The sequence below is a fragment of the Enterobacter cloacae complex sp. GYL001 genome (assembly GCF_049237125.1).
GTDB classification, from domain to species: domain Bacteria; phylum Pseudomonadota; class Gammaproteobacteria; order Enterobacterales; family Enterobacteriaceae; genus Enterobacter; species Enterobacter hormaechei_C.
The window spans coordinates 33,045-51,432 of sequence record NZ_JBMKGW010000022.1; the positions used below are offsets into that span (position 1 = coordinate 33,045).

17 protein-coding genes and 2 pseudogenes are annotated in these 18,388 nt (G+C 47.8%); 11 read left to right on the forward strand and 8 right to left on the reverse strand.

Translation table 11 applies throughout. The annotated features are described in order from the left end of the window. The first annotated feature begins 2 nt into the window (after positions 1-2). The gene (locus ACOTWU_RS23140) at positions 3-3,953 is read left to right on the forward strand and encodes a conjugal transfer protein TraG N-terminal domain-containing protein (RefSeq protein ID WP_000386160.1); all 3,951 of its coding nucleotides are present in this window, start codon (positions 3-5) and stop codon (positions 3,951-3,953) included. Between the two features lie 122 nt (positions 3,954-4,075). Here ACOTWU_RS23140 and ACOTWU_RS23145 read toward each other — a convergent pair whose 3' ends face one another. The 4 genes from ACOTWU_RS23145 to ACOTWU_RS23160 all read right to left on the reverse strand — a co-directional run bounded on the left by ACOTWU_RS23145 (position 4,076) and on the right by ACOTWU_RS23160 (position 6,956). Beyond that, the gene (locus ACOTWU_RS23145; protein WP_000654195.1) at positions 4,076-4,582 is read right to left on the reverse strand and encodes a YrhA family protein; all 507 of its coding nucleotides are present in this window, start codon (positions 4,580-4,582) and stop codon (positions 4,076-4,078) included. Between the two features lie 9 nt (positions 4,583-4,591). Then, positions 4,592-5,653 (reverse strand): HNH endonuclease signature motif containing protein, encoded by a 1,062-nt coding sequence (locus ACOTWU_RS23150; RefSeq protein ID WP_000902297.1) that lies wholly within the window; start codon positions 5,651-5,653, stop codon positions 4,592-4,594. Between the two features lie 123 nt (positions 5,654-5,776). Continuing rightward, on the reverse strand, positions 5,777-6,334 hold the full coding sequence (locus ACOTWU_RS23155) for an HAD domain-containing protein (RefSeq protein ID WP_001371950.1): 558 nt from the start codon (positions 6,332-6,334) through the stop codon (positions 5,777-5,779). An 82-nt stretch (positions 6,335-6,416) separates the two neighbouring features. Next, entirely contained in the window at positions 6,417-6,956 is a 540-nt protein-coding gene (locus tag ACOTWU_RS23160; protein ID WP_000494968.1) for a lytic transglycosylase domain-containing protein, read from the reverse strand. Between the two features lie 147 nt (positions 6,957-7,103). Here ACOTWU_RS23160 and ACOTWU_RS23165 point away from each other — a divergent pair, with 147 nt between their 5' ends. The 3 genes from ACOTWU_RS23165 (at position 7,104) to ACOTWU_RS23175 (ending at position 8,726) form a co-directional block, all read left to right on the forward strand. Next, positions 7,104-7,853: a thioredoxin fold domain-containing protein gene (locus ACOTWU_RS23165; RefSeq protein ID WP_000720274.1), complete on the forward strand. Its 750-nt coding sequence runs from the start codon at positions 7,104-7,106 to the stop codon at positions 7,851-7,853. Between the two features lie 24 nt (positions 7,854-7,877). Continuing rightward, on the forward strand, positions 7,878-8,270 hold the full coding sequence (locus tag ACOTWU_RS23170; RefSeq protein WP_000843243.1) for a hypothetical protein: 393 nt from the start codon (positions 7,878-7,880) through the stop codon (positions 8,268-8,270). Between the two features lie 195 nt (positions 8,271-8,465). Then, positions 8,466-8,726: a hypothetical protein gene (locus ACOTWU_RS23175; RefSeq protein WP_001439466.1), complete on the forward strand. Its 261-nt coding sequence runs from the start codon at positions 8,466-8,468 to the stop codon at positions 8,724-8,726. A 59-nt stretch (positions 8,727-8,785) separates the two neighbouring features. Here the strand turns inward: ACOTWU_RS23175 and ACOTWU_RS23180 are convergent, their stop codons facing one another. Further along, positions 8,786-9,133, reverse strand: a complete 348-nt coding sequence (locus tag ACOTWU_RS23180) for a hypothetical protein (RefSeq protein WP_121343843.1) — start codon at positions 9,131-9,133, stop codon at positions 8,786-8,788. 370 nt (positions 9,134-9,503) lie between these two features. On the opposite strand from ACOTWU_RS23180, the gene ACOTWU_RS23185 reads away from it, so the two are divergent. Beyond that, on the forward strand, positions 9,504-10,313 hold the full coding sequence (locus ACOTWU_RS23185) for a DsbA family protein (RefSeq protein ID WP_000031378.1): 810 nt from the start codon (positions 9,504-9,506) through the stop codon (positions 10,311-10,313). A 45-nt stretch (positions 10,314-10,358) separates the two neighbouring features. On the opposite strand, the gene umuC is transcribed toward ACOTWU_RS23185, so the two are convergent. Together umuC and umuD are read right to left on the reverse strand one after the other, a co-directional pair. Then, positions 10,359-11,612, reverse strand: coding sequence for a translesion error-prone DNA polymerase V subunit UmuC (gene umuC / locus ACOTWU_RS23190; RefSeq protein WP_001371894.1), 1,254 nt, complete (start codon positions 11,610-11,612; stop codon positions 10,359-10,361). Continuing rightward, on the reverse strand, positions 11,602-12,036 hold the full coding sequence (gene umuD, locus ACOTWU_RS23195; RefSeq protein ID WP_000111290.1) for a translesion error-prone DNA polymerase V autoproteolytic subunit: 435 nt from the start codon (positions 12,034-12,036) through the stop codon (positions 11,602-11,604). Before umuD ends, umuC begins: the two co-directional genes overlap by 11 nt. A 325-nt stretch (positions 12,037-12,361) precedes the next feature. Here umuD and ACOTWU_RS23200 point away from each other — a divergent pair. The 4 genes from ACOTWU_RS23200 (at position 12,362) to ACOTWU_RS23215 (ending at position 16,930) form a co-directional block, all read left to right on the forward strand. Beyond that, positions 12,362-13,059 (forward strand): IS1-like element IS1B family transposase gene (locus tag ACOTWU_RS23200; protein WP_095033700.1). Its coding sequence is split into 2 segments (ribosomal slippage): positions 12,362-12,611 and positions 12,611-13,059, totalling 699 coding nucleotides; the frame shifts between segments, so codons are not numbered across the junction. Positions 13,060-13,546: 487 nt separating this feature from the next. Then, positions 13,547-14,893, forward strand: coding sequence for an ISNCY family transposase (locus ACOTWU_RS23205; RefSeq protein WP_077253535.1), 1,347 nt, complete (start codon positions 13,547-13,549; stop codon positions 14,891-14,893). A 48-nt stretch (positions 14,894-14,941) separates the two neighbouring features. Further along, positions 14,942-15,337 carry a helix-turn-helix domain-containing protein gene (locus ACOTWU_RS23210; RefSeq protein WP_004143398.1) on the forward strand — a complete coding sequence of 132 codons (396 nt, stop codon included), beginning with the start codon at positions 14,942-14,944 and terminating at the stop codon, positions 15,335-15,337. 189 nt (positions 15,338-15,526) lie between these two features. Then, complete coding sequence (locus tag ACOTWU_RS23215; protein WP_001567368.1) at positions 15,527-16,930, forward strand: ISNCY-like element ISKpn21 family transposase; 1,404 nt, start codon at positions 15,527-15,529, stop codon at positions 16,928-16,930. Between the two features lie 28 nt (positions 16,931-16,958). Here the strand turns inward: ACOTWU_RS23215 and ACOTWU_RS23220 are convergent, their stop codons facing one another. After that, on the reverse strand, positions 16,959-17,591 hold the full coding sequence (locus ACOTWU_RS23220; RefSeq protein ID WP_001567369.1) for a DUF6904 family protein: 633 nt from the start codon (positions 17,589-17,591) through the stop codon (positions 16,959-16,961). Between the two features lie 74 nt (positions 17,592-17,665). Between ACOTWU_RS23220 and ACOTWU_RS23225 the strand changes: the two are divergent. Both ACOTWU_RS23225 and ACOTWU_RS23230 read left to right on the forward strand, forming a co-directional pair. Continuing rightward, positions 17,666-18,037: pseudogene (locus tag ACOTWU_RS23225) on the forward strand (IS5/IS1182 family transposase); the annotation flags it as partial. Between the two features lie 31 nt (positions 18,038-18,068). Next, positions 18,069-18,388: pseudogene (locus ACOTWU_RS23230) on the forward strand (transposase); the annotation flags it as partial.

An 18,388-nucleotide genomic window follows, 5' to 3' on the forward strand; every position in this document is an offset into this window, starting at 1 on the left:
ACATGGATTACAACATATATACCCTGGGTGATATTGATTTTGTCTGGTCGGCTTTTACCGGTATTGCCCTGATCTTTTCTCAATATACTGGTGTAAAAGAGTTCCTGACCACGGCCGCCGTTGTAGCAGGTGTGAGCCTATTCTATAAAACGTGGCTATGGCTTCAGGCTCCGACCAAAAATGAATTACCGTTTTTCTCCTGGTTTTTGGGGTTGATCCTTTTCATGATGGCAATGGTTCGAGTGGATGTAACTATTGAATCTGTAAAGTCGGGAGAGGTCAGAAACGTCGACGGAATTCCAATTTTTATTGCTGCGATGGCAACCGTCACCACTAACTTAAGCCAGGGTTTGCTGAAGGATTATAAAACAGCGTTTGATCCGCTTTCTCCGGTGGACCTGTCTGCAACAACTCTGGACGATGACATCACCCTCGGTCCGATGATCCGATTCGTGAAGTTTTTGCAATGGGGCGGCGATAGCCAGGGCTACTGTTCCGCATTTCCTGAACCGGCCAGCGGGCTAGGGCCAATGAACGTATGTGCTACCGTTCAGTCTCTTGCATACAACTGCCTGAAGGCTACCCAAAACTCAAGCGCAAATATTGCCGGTAAAGAAACTATTTTTAACGATATTTTCTCAGCTAATCTGGCAGATAGCATGGACCGGATTAATCAGGCGATGAAAGGCGCACTGAAGAATGCCTCTGCCAGTATTGTTGGCGCTAACGGTTCAAAATCTGGTACGTGTGATGAGGTCTGGTCAACTGTGAAACAGGTTACCAGTACAGCTGAAGCTCGCCAGACTATTTCCCTTATAGGACAGACAAACGGCATCCTTACTCCAGACGAAGCAAATGGTGCACCTACCGGCGCAAGCTTTACTGATGTTATGGCGTCAGCAAATGGTATGTACGGTAAGGCTATTGGTTCGTATGACGCCACCCTGAACCTGTTCATTATGAATGAGCTCAGAAATGGCGCAAGCAAATATAAGACCCCACTCGGTCTGGCTTCCGATATGCAGTTGTTTGAGGCTTCTCTGAAGCGAACCAACACAATGGCTTCACAGGGCCAGTTGTGGTTACAACTGTCGGGAGCAGCAATCGCATTCCTTGAAATGTTTGCTTATATGGTTGCTCCATTTGCTTTGCTTATGCTGCTGGCGTTAGGTGGTAATGGTGTTGCCGCTGCGGCGAAATATTTGCAACTTATCCTCTTCGTGAATATGTGGCCGCTTACGGCAGTAATGGTCAACGCGTATGTGAAGAAAGTCGCGACGGCCGACTTGGATACCTGGAGCACCCTCAACAGCCAGAATAATGCCGTCACGTGGATGGGACTCCCAGGGCTTGCGGAAACATACAGTTCATACCTGTCTGTTGCTTCCGCCCTCTATGCTCTGATTCCGGTACTCACATTATTCCTGATGACACAGTCGATTCACCCGATGATGAATGCGGTTAAGGGAGTGACCCCCGATGCGCCGGTGGATACTGGTCATGTAACGCCCAAAGTATGGGATGGCCCTAACAGCGGTAAATCTTCATTTGGTGACGTGACACGAACCGCCTTAACCAGTACCGGTCAGGGATACAGCGATGGCGGCGCAGTTGATTCAAGTAATTTCCGTCTTGGAATGTGGAATGCTGGTTCAAGTATCGCTAACAGCCAGGGACAAGGATCAGCTGTAACCTCATCAGTTATGAGTGCGGCAAGTAATTCATTCCAGGCTGGTTACAGTCAGATGAGCGAAATTGGAAGGTCAGGACAGTCGAGCCAGCAGTTCTCAACCAACCTGCAAACAATGAAGCAGATCTCGGATAAGATTGGTGCCTCTGTAGCAGAAGGTATTGCAACGAAACATGGGGTGAGTGCGTCTCAGATGGCCAGCATTGCTTCAAATGTTATTCTCAACGCTGGGCTTAATGGAGGTGTTGGAACTGGCAATGGAGCCGGGCTGAAAGCGGCTGTAGCAGGGCAATTGAGTAGCGGTGCATCTAAGACCAATACAGGCAGTGACTCGCTTTCAAATGACCTTTCAAAAGCAATCACGAATCAGCTTAGCCAGGATTCTGCGTTAACTGACCAGTTCAGTAAAGCGGCGTCTCAGGTAAGCAGCGATCAGATATCCAATACTAATGCGTTTAAAGAAGCATCGTCGAAAATGAACCAGGCGACACAGACGATGGCGCAAAATATTTCTACATCGGTTTCGACTAACGCAAGCTCCAATAGTGGAATGAGCCTTGATTCTAAACAAAGCATTAACCTGGACAGGTTCTCCGATTCTATTCGCAACAAAAACTTCAGTGATGATGATGTAAGGAATTTTGCTCGTAAGAATGGGCTGGATGAGAATGCGTTTATGGAGAAATTCAACTCCTATAACGATACCTTCAAGGCCAGTAATCAGCTTGGATCGCAGCTTCAACGTACTGACGCGCTTGTGGCTGCAACCCGAGATTTCAGTGAGCAAAAAATTGCGATTGATACCGCCCGGGGAGAGACGGCCGAAAGTAATAAACAGGATCTCCGTGAAACCTCCAGCCTGCTTAAAAGTCTGGTTTCCGACTTCGGTGGTAATGCACAGCAGCTGCTACCTATCACCAATCAGCTCGACAGAATTTCAGGTGACGGGTCAGGAATTAATACTATCACTCAGGCACAGGATAGAACTCCTGACAGCGTAAATACGTCTGGCGTGATGAGTGCGTCACGCGTAGGGGAACTGGGTGGAAGTGTAGATTCGCAGGCTAAACTCGGTCTTTCCTCCAACGCTCAGGACGCGACACAGCATGTCCCTGGAAAAAGTGAAGCTGGCTTTACTCCGTATAACCTTGATAACGCGGGCAAAGGCGATATTCAGGGAATACATAACAACAACGTGGGCCGCACTTATTCTGATGAAGAAAGGAATGTGCTTAATTCTCTCGAAAAGAATGGACCTGTACTGAATAATCAGGGTGTAGAGAAAGTCGTCAATTCGGGTCAGGATGTCAGAAATGCAGAAGGCACATTTAACGATCTGGAAAAGGTTGGAGGTCGGGTGGTTGGTGATGGAATGGATCAACGAGCCACTGCTTTGAACAGTATGTATCAGAGCGGGCAAGTTCGTGGCTTATCTAATAACACTGATAACTACTTTAGTCGTGTTGCCAACAACCCGAACTTAAGCCGGGACGATAAGCGAGCTGAATTGGCACAGCAAGCTGTCTTTACCTATGGTGCCAGCACCATGGCTACCGGTGCCGAAAGAGAGCAGCTCAAAGCGGATACCCAGAAGATCCTTAATGAACTGGGTAACTATAACGTTAACTGGAGTATGAATGACGTTAAGAGCATCCATAGCAGTTTCAACACTCATAACAGAGCTGATGGTTCACTTGAGTCAGTCGTACGGGCAAACCTGGGAGAAGGTGGGTCGGGCGGTGGTCTCGTTGGTAACCGCACTCAGACCGTCACAGATCGCTTGGTTGGGGAAAAGATAGAGGCCAACACTGAGCGGGGCGCGATTTCTGGTGCGCTACTCGGGGGCCAGCAATTTGTTTCGGATACGCTAACCAGCGTTGGGGCGAAACCGGTAAATGAGATGCTTACGGGAGCGGGCATCCTTCAAACCCAGACATCGATAGCAAATGATGCCTCTAACCCTGCAAATATGCCTGATTCTCTCCAGGGTAAAGTCCTTAATCACATGCAGATGTCTGATGGCGTCGCAGCTGTAAGTGACCGGTATCAGAGTATTAGCAGCGACGGCGTTTCGACTTATGCGAATGCAGCGCAGAACTCTGAAAGGGCTATCCGGCAGCAATTGACGGATGACCCACGCTTTGGGCCTCAGAAAGCAGATGAATTCATTCAGTACATGAAGTCAGAGCTGAGCAACACAAATGAGCCTTACCAGTCACGTGTCGATAAAGCGGATCAGTGGCTTAATGAAAATAAAAAATAAGGGAGGTTGAATATAACCTCCTGAAATGACTATCAATAGATTGTAAATTACTGCTAAACAATTAAGGCCGCAAAGTATGTGTTTGCGGCCTTTTTTTCAGAAGTACCGCTCTTGCGGAACATTCAACTGACGGTTTGAATCAGTGAAGACAAAAATCTATCAAACTCTGTATGAGATTCAATAACATAATCAGTAGATGCTTTGTCTCTTATCTGAAAGCAGTCGTCTGCAAAACTATAAGCGAAAAGTGACATGCCATCTTCTCCGATTAACACCTTATCAGTGAGATTTGGGTCAACGTAGATTTCATTGTCTCGTGCTTCAAAGTTGCGTATGTAAATATTTGACCACAATAGATTTTCGTTCTCTGCCTGAACAAGGTTATAAAACGTAAGTCCGTTGTACTCAAAACCATCCATAGCATTAAACACTTGGGCATAATCAAGCCTGGTTTTAATGAGTTTCTGTATATCTATATAGGCGCTCTTTTTGTGATCTGCCCACTCCACTGGAGGCGGATTGCAGATTAAGTCTTTCAAGACTTCCGGGGCTACCGGGCTGGCTAAAGGGTAGTGATCTGCAACCATCAACCTCTTTAAGCTGCTGAGTAGTTGAGTTAAATCTTTCATGAGCGCCTCTTACTTTCCTACCGGGTAGATAACACCGTTCGGCGATGGCCATAGAACTTTGGTGCTTGAATTATACGGTAGATCCTTCGTAATGATGGATTGTGCTTTCGACAGTGCTGAATGGTATGGTGAATTCTGAATAAGTACCAGGTTGTCTATAGCGTTTGTGCCACCATCATCAAGAGGGATCTTGTGGTGAACCTGCCACCCAGAGGGGACCTTGCCTGTTGCAAGTTTCATCAAATCGTTAGGTTCAAACGTAGCCAGGGCATCTGGGTGGTCTGAAAGTGATTTAAGGAAGTTAGGGCGTACAGTATTGTTGAATTGTCCACGGAGAGCTAAATATTCAGCTCTGTCTCGGCGCATGTAGTTCAATTCGCTAACATTCATATCATCGAGCAAAACGTGTGCTTTTTTGTACTTGCCGAGATAACTTGTCAATTCATCCGCAGACCTTGGATTTCGGATAACCAGAAGTGAAGCCGCTGCAACCAGCATACCTGAAGTTGTTTCGTTCAATACCTGGTCATAGCCTTCAACAGCTTCGCCGCCAAGTTGTTCAGCCGTATGTCGAAATCCCTCCACATTTCCATTATAAAGCCCGCCAGCTGCGAGAAGACGACCAGCCGCTTTGGAATTAATGGTTTTTGTTGATTGGGCGTGCTGTGCTGGTGTCGTTGATCGAACGTAATACCCCGGGCGTTTCAACTGACGAGAGATGATATCGCGCAGACGGGTAAAGAGGGACAGGGGCAGGTCATTGCGTAGGTTGCCATTTGATATAACCCCCGGCCCGGCATTGCCGGTTATGTCTTTTCTAAGCAGAACGATCTTACCGTATCTGATGTCGTCAAGCGTATCGCGGTAAGCGAGCCAGGGGCGTTGATGGTGGAACTGGTGATACCGGCTGACAAACTGTGTATATCCCTGCGGTAAATTCCATTCCTGAATAATCCGGTTTGGCAGGGCGGTATCTTCGAGGTCATGTACCGCCGTGGCCGGATGTATGATGTGGGGAATATCCTCAAGGTATATGTCATCCAGTGACTTAGCCTGACAGTGATGCAGCATAATGTCCCTTTCTTGTCGAATTCATATGAGACATTATTGCGTATGGTATAAAACAATCAATCCTAAAGTGGATGGGCGTACGAGATCAGCAGTGACAGGGTAAAAGGAAAGTTACTTTGTTCATCAGCGTCCCATGAGCTGATGGTACCTTGCGTTAAGAGCTGCAAGGTCAGATTCGGTGAGGCCCGTGTAATAATCGGTTTTGTGCAAATGCGGATAACCGGCCGGAAATAATGATTCGTCGTCATCAAGGCAGATAAATGCTTTAACTCGATGTGAAAAGACAAAGTCCTCACACTCGGCAGCCCGCACACCAGTCTGTCCGTGTTTTAAATATACCGAACCGGTTGCACCTATGATTTTGTCTCTATAAGGCACCCGGAACAGAGATTTCAGATAACTTGTATTAGCGCACTCACGCCATGAGCTGGAGATAACAATCACCATGGCAGGGCAGTTATCCAGCAATTTCTCTAACAGTGGCATTCGCTCAAAGGTTTCATTTTTACACCTGTGGCAAACCCCATCGAAATCTAAGAAAAGCACGACATGCGAATCAGGGAGAGGGGCCCATAAACCAGCTGTTGTTTCTTCATGAACACATACTTCTTCATGATGAGGGTTTTTCTGGATCAAGAAAGAAGAGAGAATCTTAAATAAATTTCTTGCAGAAGAAGACAATATATTACTCCTGAGTCAGTGTGAAATATTTGTGGTGGTTTACCCAAGCCACTCGATGATCTTCTGTAATATCGGGTTGTATTTATTTAACAACAGGAGTCGGGTTTTGCTCCGGGACATTTTTAGCTATATGGCCATTGTATCGAGGAGGTTGCTGGGTCCATTGATAAAGCTCACCCATCCCGTTACGCTGCTGGATCCGGCGATTGTACTTTACCATGAAGTTAAATATGTACTTTGCACGTACCTTTGGGGTTTTGCTGTTGTAATCTGCAATCCCTTCAAACACATTGCCCTTGCGATCAACAATTTTTCTATAGAGCCACCATGTTCCAACCCAGAAACTTGCGCAAGCATCGTAAGCCAGAACCCGCCACGTTACCGTCGGGAAATGCTTTTTTATTTCAGGTAGATTGGATGAGTTGATCTGCATTGGGCCAATATCATAAGTGCCGTTAGTATTCCTGCTGAAAGTACCAACCTTACCGCCTTCATTGTCAAACAACGTAAAAACCAGTTCAGCATCAATTCCGAAGTAGCGGGCGGCATCCGTAATGCACTGAGTGTAAATCTCATCAGGAACGGGAATAGGTTTCACATCATCTGCTGGTGGTGTAAACACAACGATTTCTCCACTGAATCTACGTTTTATCTATTCTCCCATATATCTATCGACTTTCTTTCGGCTTTACCCGTTGATTTAAGCGTTTAAGCAAAATTCTGGAATTTTGGGGCGTGATAATATTAGTGCTCGATTTAAGGAGCGGAAATGAAAAAAATTATTAAGGCATCGGTATTACTTCTTTCATTAAGTACCGCCTTCACGATGAATGCCGAGCCGGTTAATACAATGGTACTGCCAGATGCAGCCCGGGATAAGCTCAAAGCCATTGGGCTTTCAATCGAGCACGTCGAACCCTCGCCAGTAAAAGATATTTTTACGGTGATTTCCAGGGAGGGGGTAAGTTACGTGAGCAAAGACGGAGATTACATTTTTACCGGAAGCTTATTCCACGTGAAAGGTAAAGATGTGGTAAACACCACTGAGCAGGCCATTTTAATGGGCGTCCGGGAATTCGCATCCAAAACAAAATCCATCGACTACAAATCACCAAACGAAAAATACCGGCTTGCTATCTTTACCGATATAACCTGTGGATACTGCCAAAAACTGCATCATGATCTGAAGTCTTATCTTGATGCCGGTATTTCGATTAAGTTTCTTGCATTCCCACGTGCAGGACTGAACTCGGTAGTAGCCGGGAACATGGCCAAAATCTGGTGTTCAGCAAAGCCAAACGAAGCTCTGGATGCAGCGATGAATCCGGTTTCAACTATCCCGGAAGGACGTCCTGATGAGGCTTGCTTAAACATTATCAAATCGCATTTCCAGGTGGCCTCAACAATCCCGCTGCAAGGTACTCCTACCATGGTGACACTAAGCGGCAAACCGCAGTTATTTACGGGGTGGCTGAGCCCGGAAAACCTGGTGACCCAAATGGGCGCTGCGCAAAAGTAACTTTTCCGACTGTAAGAGGTGTGTATGAAATCTACTTTACTGAGTACGTTAATGCTGGTTGCTGTAGGTGTACAGCCCGTTTTCGCTGCACAATGTCAGTACGGAGCCTGTGGAACGGAAAACGATCCCGGAATCGGATTTCTGATGTCATCGGTACAAATGGATAAAGGTGAACATCTAAAGGAACTCTCTGGTGTTGCGACCACAGGTGACACCATCTCTAAAAAGATGGAAAGCTACCTGGGAAATAAAAAGCTCAAGGTAAACACCGACAGTACCCGCAAGGGGCCGGGTAATACCACCATCAGGCCTACAGATGAGCTCGCCCCAACGAGGCAACTAAAAGTTATCCGGCCCGAACTGGTAAAAAATCCCGATTCGCAGCTCGTGGTAGCTTTCAATGAGCGCCTGGCCTGATTTATTGACTGAGAGCGTCCAGAAGGAAAAAAGATGTCGATACTCAGTAGCTTCGTCATCAGAGCAACGGGGATACCTGACAAAAAGTATCTCCGGGATCCCGTAATAAAACGTTGTTATAAACGTCTGAGTCGTAGGGTGCCTGCTCTAATGACGGGGTGGCTTCTGTGCATTCTGGGTTCAGGGTATGTCAGTATGGCACTGGAACAGCCTGATAGCACTGTATTACTCAGTCTGCTGCTGTTGTATGTTATGTCAGGCATTTTACTGATGCAGTTCCAGTATATGTATTCAGAGCGAAGCATAGGCTACAAGTTCTACCTGGAAGTGCTTATGAATGCAGCTGCCAGTACTCAACATAAAGAACAGTTACAGTATCTGTTCATTAATAAGCCCAATTCCATCACGATGGGCGATCTTTACCGACTTTATGATTTTAATGGGGGAGGGCGATAGCCACGTTAATGTGCGTGTCCAAAAGTCACTTTTGAACATTCTCTTCCCGCCGTCTGCTTTCAGTTCCAGGGGATCACTGCAACATAATTTCCGGAACGCAGCGGCGCATCAAATTTATCAGTAAAGGCGTCGATCATTGCTGAATAAGCAATGCTGTCTGACGGCACAGGTGCATTGCTTTGCATACTCACTTTCAGAACCTGCTTTGCTCCTTTCGCTGACGGGTATACCTCGACATCCAGCTGTCGCATATAGTGCATCTGCGACATCGTCTCAGTGCCTATTACCCCATCGACTGGCTTGTAGTCATAGTCAGTATGCAATTCGCCATGCTTGTCAGTTCTCGTTGTCTTTTTATCTACAACGTAGCCTGTCACCCCAGTAAGAAGCTGCTCGCTATACTGCATGTTCTCCTGTGAGCTGCTGATTCGGAACCTGAGCACATAATCTGGCTGGTGAGTGGAAATAATGACTCCTTTTTTTGCTAATCCATCAGCAAAACGGCCTGAAAACATTCTGGACTGAATACTTTCGTCCGGAGGGACTATCTGAAACCTTTTATTTGTAACAGGACGAGGCATTAGATCGTACGCATCTACCTGGTTTGCGAAATGATATCCGCATCCACTCAAAAGCATTGCGGTTGTGAGTATAAAGCCCTGCCTAATCATCCTTTAATCTCCAAAAAGCATTGTTTCACGAATAATTCCGATTTACCGGGCCAGTATAATCCATCGCAGGTTAATAACTAACAGGCTGAAAAGCATAAAGGTAGCTATGTCTAAAGAATTTTATTTAAAACCGATGGCCACGATTTTAATTTCTGCGGTTATTGCTACCGCTGCCTCGGCGTTAATCACGGCAACTTATTTTAAACCGAAGGTGCTCAGTGAGGAAGAAATTGGCAAAATTGCCGCTACTTACCTGGTAAAAAATCCCCATTATTTAGTGGAAGCAGGTAAGGCGCTGGAAAATCAGAACGTGAGTGCCTCAGTGGAACGAATAATTCCATATGCGCCAGCTCTGCTGGATACCAAGGAGACGCCAAACATCGGCCCTGATGACGCCGACGTCGCGGTAATCGAGTTCTTCGACTATCAGTGTATTTACTGCATGCGGGTTACACCTGTTGTTGAATCGGTAATGAATCAGAGCAAAGATGTAAAATTCTTCTTTAAAGAATTCCCGATTTTTGCCGGTTCAAAACCTGTATCTGCCATGGGGGCCGCTACGGGTCTGCACGTCTATCAGAATTTCGGTGCTGAAGCCTATCGTAAGTACCACAACAACCTGATGGCTGTGGCTCATACCTTCATGACCTCTCAACGCAAATTCGAACTCACTGACTTTAATACTGTGGTGGAAAAGTCAGGGTTTAACAGCACGTTTTCTGACAGGGAAAAAAACCGGTATGAAAACGTGATCTCCGGCAATATGCAGCTGGGCGAAGCGCTCGGGATCACCGGCACACCCGGTTTCATCATTATGAATATGAAAAAGCCGAATGCGGCGACTACCACATTTATCCCCGGGGCTATGGACGCAGCAACTTTGCAGGGCGCAATCGAAAAAGCTCGCGGGGCCTAAAGTTACTTTCACATTTGATGAGTACGGCCATGCCGGTCATGGCCGCTACGCTTTTACAACGAGTAATTCATCCCAGCGGGTCGTATATCTCGGTGATAGCATGGCCTGCTTCATACGAAAATCCTGTTGAATGCCTTCCCCCAGTAAAAACAGAGCTCCGCGCTTTTCTTTATTGAACCGGTCCATAACTTTCATCAGTGCCTGACTGCCAGGCCTGGCCGGGCGAGTATCAAACAGGCTGAGTTGCTCTGTGCCGTCAGTCATAGCGGAGAGCATTACCCCTGCTTTCGCATACGCTATCCCGGGTCTGTAAATGCGGTTCAGGATGGTCATGGCTGCATCAACCAGATCGCGGGTGTCCTGTGTAGCGGTAAGCGGCTCGATACCACAATTGCTGTAGCGGTTTTCACCTTGCGCATAATTGCTACTCTGAATGAAGACTGTGATTTGACGGGTCCACGAGCCATCCTTGCGCAGCTGCTCTGCCGCCCGGGCGGTAAAAAATGAAACTGCCTCATGTAGCTTGCCTATCTCATTAAGGCGCTGACCAAAACTTCTGGAAACGATAATCTGTTGCCTGACAGGAGGAGACTCGTGCAGCCGGAAACATGGTTCGCCATGCAGTTCCCGCCAGGTACGCTCGATTTCAACGCCAAAGCTTTTACGTAAAAAGCGAACGTCGCTATTATAAAAATCACCGGCAGTGATGATCCCGAAAGCCGACAGGCGTTCACTAATCTTTCGACCAATACCCCATATTTCTCTGGTACTGATCAGGCTCAGGAGCTTCCTGATCCTGGCCTGATCAGTCAAAACTACAACCCCGCCTGTAGCTGCCCATCGTTTGCTCGCATAGGTGCATAATTTAGCGAGGGTTTTGGTGCTTGAACAACCCACACCACAGGTAAGGGACAGATTATGAAGAAGTGTACTTCTGATCAACCGGCCGTAATCTTCATAATCTATTATCTTGTTCATGTTTTTCAATAACATGAAATTTTCATCTATGCTATATCGACTCGATTGAGGCGCGAAGCTTTCCAGCGTTTCATGGAAGCGATTTGAGTAGTCTTCATACAAAGTAAAGTTAGAGCTCCGGACTTCGATCCGGTGTTGCTGAATCAAATCCCTGCACTTAAAAATTGGGGTCCCACGCTTAATACCAACGCTTTTAGCCAGTTTATTCATTGCAATGACGGACGAATCGTTATTGCTGGCTATGATGAGCGGCTTTTTTGACAGCTTGGGATCCATCGCACACTCAAATGCCGCATAGGCTCCGTTAATATCAACGTGCATGTACATGGCTGAACTGATTCAGTGCAAAGGTGACGACGCCCCATATCTCAAGGGATTCAGGATTTACACGTATCGGCTTATAGGCTGGATTAGAAGGCATCAAAAGCAGCTCAGGATACGTGTGTAAGATCTTTACCGTAAACTCTCCATCCACCAGCGCAACGACGATAGAGCCGTGTCGTGCTGTTAAAGACCGATCCACAACCAGTATTGCTCCATCATTGATACCGGCATTGATCATACTGAGGCCCGCCGCCCTGACAAAGAAGGTTGAGGGGCGGTTGCGGACTACATATTCATGCAAATTTAATTCATTATCTTCATGCCCGGCGCACGGACTCATCACTCCACAGCTTAGTAAATCACTGAAAAAAGGTGCCATTTCGTAAGGCTTGTTGCTAATGTGCTCAAGGATAACAGACATAGCTACACTCGAATTCTTGTACTGTATGTATAAACAGTATTGCGAGTTGAAGAGAAAAGATCAAATCTCTCCGGTAACGCTATCAAGCCTGACGAAAAATTAAGCTTTATCATAAACATCAAAAACCATCTTTTACCGATAATGGCGAGCTGGCCTACGAAGAAGGTATACAAGCTAGGATGAAAGGATTCTGATGCTCCTCCCACCAAATTTTTTATCTCCTGAAGACCAGGCTGAGTACGATGCTTATATGGCAAGGTTCAGCGAGGTGGTGATGCTGCCAACTTACTGATTTAGTGTATGATGGTGTTTTTGAGGTGCTCCAGTGGCTTCTGTTTCTATCAGCTGTCCCTCCTGTTCAGCTACTGACGGGGTGGTGCGTAACGGCAAAAGCACTGCCGGACATCAGCGCTATCTCTGCTCTCACTGCCGTAAAACATGGCAACTGCAGTTCACTTACACCGCTTCTCAACCCGGTACGCACCAGAAAATCATTGATATGGCCATGAATGGCGTTGGATGCCGGGCAACCGCCCGCATTATGGGCGTTGGCCTCAACACGATTTTCCGCCATTTAAAAAACTCAGGCCGCAGTCGGTAACCTCGCGCATACAGCCGGGCAGTGACGTCATCGTCTGCGCGGAAATGGACGAACAGTGGGGATACGTCGGGGCTAAATCGCGCCAGCGCTGGCTGTTTTACGCGTATGACAGGCTCCGGAAGACGGTTGTTGCGCACGTATTCGGTGAACGCACGATGGCGACGCTGGGGCGTCTTATGAGCCTGCTGTCACCCTTTGACGTGGTGATATGGATGACGGATGGCTGGCCGCTGTATGAATCCCGCCTGAAGGGAAAGCTGCACGTAATCAGCAAGCGATATACGCAGCGAATTGAGCGGCATAACCTGAATCTGAGGCAGCACCTGGCACGGCTGGGACGGAAGTCGCTGTCGTTCTCAAAATCGGTGGAGCTGCATGACAAAGTCATCGGGCATTATCTGAACATAAAACACTATCAATAAGTTGGAGTCATTACCTTTCGCACGCTTAACGCGCATTTTCTCCGCGAGCTCAGTCTTGTTTTCTGCCTGGTAGGTCCTATTATTTTGCGTCTTTACTTCGGCCCCTGGGCCTGCTGCGTACGTTTTGTTTTTCTCGCTAATACACGCTCGGCATTTACTCTTGAGGCCAAACTTGCCCTTGAGCTCTTTTCCAAACTGTTCAAAGGGTTTAACTTGCTGACATGATTTGCATTTTTTAAAGCCCGGGGGGAGGTAGGTGTCAGCCATGAGCTGCTCCAGTAGGTATTGATTATAGGTGATTTTAACTTAAAGACGACGTCACTTTCAAATAAATCGACTACTTAACGCTGATCTTACATAATCCTGATTATGCGCACTTAAGTTGTCAGCACAAAGCGTTATTGTCGTCTCAGCACAATTCACACGCGTCGTGTACGCTAAGCCTTCATTTTGCTCAGCACAGGACCGCGATCTTATGTTGGTGACTATGACAGACAAAGAACTTTACCGGCTTGGCATCATTCAGCGAGTATTTGACCGGGCTTTGCTTCAGCGCGACGCAGCAGACATACTTAAGCTCAGTGTTCGTCAGGTGCAGCGTCTTGTGCGTCTGTACCGGACAGATGGCGCAACCGCATTTGCATCTTCCCGCCGTGGACGTCCTGCAAACAACCGGATCGATGAAGAAACACGCTGTAAAGCCCTGGATTTGATCCGGTGCCACTATTCAGATTTTGGCCCAACGCTCGCAACCGAAAAACTGGCTGAACGCCATCATATATATCTCTCCGTTGAAACCATCCGTAACTGGATGACAGCCGACGGTCTCTGGCGTCCTCATTCCCGCCGGCGAACCCGGGTTTACCAGCCGCGCTATCGTCGCGACTGTTTCGGCGAACTGGTTCAGATCGATGGCTCTCACCATGACTGGTTCGAAGGAAGAGCCCCAAAATGCTGTCTTCTGGTCTTCATGGATGACGCCACAGGTCGCCTGATGCACCTGCGATTCTGTGATTCAGAAAACGCGTTTGACTACATGATGGCTACCCGGCAATACATTGATAAACATGGTAAACCTGTCGCATTTTACAGCGACAAGCATGCGGTGTTCAGGGTCAGCGGACCCGAGAGCCGACGTACCGGCACAACCCAGTTCGGACGGGCTCTCCGGGAACTGGCGATCGAATTGATTTGTGCCAACAGCAGCCAGGCAAAAGGTCGCGTGGAACGGGTAAATAAAACGCTCCAGGATCGACTGATTAAAGAGATGCGCCTGCAGAACATCAGCTCGGTTGCTGAAGCCAATCAGTGGATTGAACATTTCATGTCTGATTTTAACCGTCGTTTCTCCCGGCCGGCAAAATACCCTAAAGATCTGCACCGTGCGGTCACACAGAGTCCACTGGAGCTGAATGATATCTTCGCCTGGCAGGAGCTACGGACCTTATCGAAAGCACTGACTTTTCAGTATGATAAAGTCATGTATATCATTGAACCCACCGAACAAAATACGCGCATAGCAGGTGAAAAAATTACCGTTTATGATTACCCTGACGGAAGCATTACTTTCCGGCATCAGCACCGGCCACTGGGTTATAAGATTTTCGATAAACTGACCTGCGTTGATCAGGGGGCGGTTGTTGATAACAAACGACTGGGTGCCGTTCTGAGGCTGGCACAGCAGAAACAGGACGAGCTGGAGGCTGAAGGAAAGCGAATGCGCAGTACAAAAATGCCCCGCAGGCGCGCTCAGGAGCGTGCACTGGAAGAGCTCAGGGCGATCAACCCGGTGCTGGCCAGTCCGCAGGATTTTATCCCCAGCCTGAAGCGATGAGCCCTTCCCTCACCTGTGGATCTGATATGGCCGACAGATGAGAGAAAAATGGACGACAACAAACCAGTGCTCCTGACACTTCACGAAGCGCTACGCCTGGATTTGATTGAAGCCTATATGGCGCGGGAAATCACGCTGGCAGAAGTGGCAGAGTCCATGGAGCTCACCCGTCGTCAGTGCTCCCGCCTGATTAAGCGCTATCGCGAGCTGGGGCCAGCCGGTCTGGTCAGCCGGCGCCGTGGAAAGCCCGGCAATCATCAGTTAAACACCACCATCAGAGATCAGGCACTGCAGCTTATTCGCTCACGCGGCCGGGGTATGAATCCGTCAGCCATCTGGCGAATTCTGACCACAGAATACGGTGTCCGGATTTCAAAAGAGACCGTACGTAAACTGATGATAGCCGAGAAAACCTGGCAACCACGTTCTTCCTCCAAAGCCTGACTCAACCTTAAAAAGGCATTGTCCAGACTCTCCACTGACGTCAGGTCAGCTTTGTTTTCAGCACGACATTTCAACATTGGCTAGACATAAGTTGTAATGGCTCAATAGTAATGTCCGCCTGTGGCTCAATTCAGATGTCCGCGCTATGGTAAGCTTCACTGGTCCGTTTAAACTACCGGGAGGCATATCATGAGCGCAGAAAGCTCAGGAGTGTTTACTTTGAAAGAGATCAACCGGATCAAGATTATACAGGACGTCATTGAACGTCGCATCACAACGCGCCGTGCGGCCGAGCACCTCGGTATCAGCGACAGGCAATGCCGCAGACTTCTTGCCCGTTACCGTGAAGGCGGACCGCTTGGTATGGCCAGCAGACGATGTGGCATGCGTGGTAACCGCCAGTTGCCACCCGGGCTCGCAGATCAGGCTCTGGAACTGATCAAGACGCGTTATGCTGATTTCGGTCCGACTCTGGCGCGTGAAAAGCTCGAAGAACTCCACGGACTGTTTCTTGGCAAAGAAACTGTCCGGCGCATCATGGTGCGGGCTGGCTTATGGGTTCCCCGTAAACAACGTGCCGCAAGGATCCCTCAACCACGGTACCGGCGTCCGTGTACTGGTGAGCTGATACAAATAGATGGCTGTGATCACGACTGGTTTGAAGGCCGTGGCCCGGCCTGCACCGCGCTGGTCTATGTTGATGATGCAACCAGCAAACTGATGGAACTGTTGTTTGTTAAATCGGAGTCCACGTTTTCTTACTTCGAAGCCACGCGGCGCTATATCGATAAGCATGGTAAACCGCTGGCACTGTACAGCGATAAAGCCGGTGTTTTTCGTGTTAACAATAAACACGCCACAGGCGGAGACGGGCATACTCAGTTTGGGCGAGCCATGCATGAACTGAACATCCAGACTATCTGTGCAGAAACCAGTCCCGCCAAAGGGCGTGTAGAACGAGCTCACCTCACTTTACAGGATCGTCTGGTCAAAGAGCTGCGGTTACAGGGCATTTGTTCAATGGAGGCTGCAAATGACTTCGCTGAGGCCTATATGGCTGACTATAACCGCCGTTTTGGCAAAGTACCGCGACATGATTTTGACGTACACCGTGCTGTAGAACATGATGAGGACCTGGGGCTTATTTTCACTGTTCGTGAAAAACGTAAAGTCTCAAAATCGTTGACGATACAATATGATAAAATGTTGTACCTGATTGAAGACAGCGAACTGAGTCGCCGTGCAATAGGTAAATATATCGATGTGTATCACTATCCTGATGGCAGAAAAGAGCTGCGCCTGAACGGTACGCTACTTCCCTACTCTACCTACGACCGACTGTCAGAAATCGACCAGGGCGCGATTGTCGATAACAAGCGTCTTGGCCGAACCCTGGAGTTTATCAGTCTGGTGCAGAGCAAGCGGGATAACACGCGCTCTCAGTCAATTCCCGCTGGAGATGGCCCTTCCCGACGACGGCCAAAGCAGGAAGGGAAGAAATCCCAGCGCTCACTGGATAATGATGACATGCTCGAAGCACTCAAACAGCTTCAGTCACGTTCAGAGGACATTTTTGGTAAAAGAGCCCGCTGATGGTACTCACTGGCCGGACAGTGGTTGCTCACCAGTTGATATTGTCCGGCCAGACCCATGATGTATTATTCATTTCGTTCAGCATCTTTATGTCCTGCTTTTCACGGGCATACTTACCCCATAATGAATGAAAAGAACGAACAATACTGATTAACTGCTTTTTTCTTTGCTCCGGAGATAGGCTGATAAAATAGCAGCACCTGCTGTCAATATTATCCTCAATGAAATTAAAATCAGAGTCTGATGCATATTTTACTGTTAGCATAATATCATTCGACGTTGTTCTCTCAGACTCTGTTAATGCTGATTCTATCAGGTATTCAAAGGCATACATGACAGACAGCTGGTTTTTGTCTGTCTGAATATAACCCATTGAGTTTCTGAGTATTGAGGACTGTACCAGGACCAGAGGCCATAAAAGCTCAACACCATAAAGCTTATATGTATCATGTTGATCATACTGATGTTGCTCAACACGACGATTACCTTCCCGTGCTTTACGAATATCATAGGCAAGGGATAACATAAATCCGTCTTTAACTTTAATCAGTGGGCTTTCATCCACGATGTAATGAATGAGTTCATGTAATTCATTCAGGGCTTCTGAATCTCCCCACAGTATAAAACCTGCATTGTTCGGCGTTAACTCGTATCGAAGCATGGGCTCAATCATCCTGTTGTTTCAGTCGGAGGAAAGTCTATCGGCTTTGTTGAATAAATCGAACTTTTGCTGAGTTGAAGGATCAGATCACGCATCTTCCCGACAACGCAGACCGTTCCGTGGCAAAGCAAAAGTTCAAAATCACCAACTGGCCCACCTACAATAAAGCCCTCATCAACCGTGGCTCCATAACTTTCTGGCTGGATGATGAAGCTATTCAGGCCTGGTATGAGTCAGCAACACCTTCTTCACGAGGCAGACCTCAGCGCTATTCTGACCTTGCCATCACGACTGTGCTGGTCATTAAACGCGTATTCAGGCTGACCCTGCGCGCTGCGCAGGGCTTTATTGATTCCATTTTTTCTCTGATGAACGTTCCGCTACGCTGCCCGGATTACAGCTGTGTCAGCAGGCGGGCAAAGTCGGTTAACGTCAGTTTCAAAACGGCTTTGTTGAATAAATCGAACTTTTGCTGAGTTGAAGGATCAGATCACGTATCTTCCCGACAACGCAGACCGTTCCGTGGCAAAGCAAAAGTTCAAAATCACCAACTGGCCCACCTACAATAAAGCCCTCATCAACCGTGGCTCCATAACTTTCTGGCTGGATGATGAAGCTATTCAGGCCTGGTATGAGTCAGCAACACCTTCTTCACGAGGCAGACCTCAGCGCTATTCTGACCTTGCCATCACGACTGTGCTGGTCATTAAACGCGTATTCAGGCTGACCCTGCGCGCTGCGCAGGGCTTTATTGATTCCATTTTTTCTCTGATGAACGTTCCGCTACGCTGCCCGGA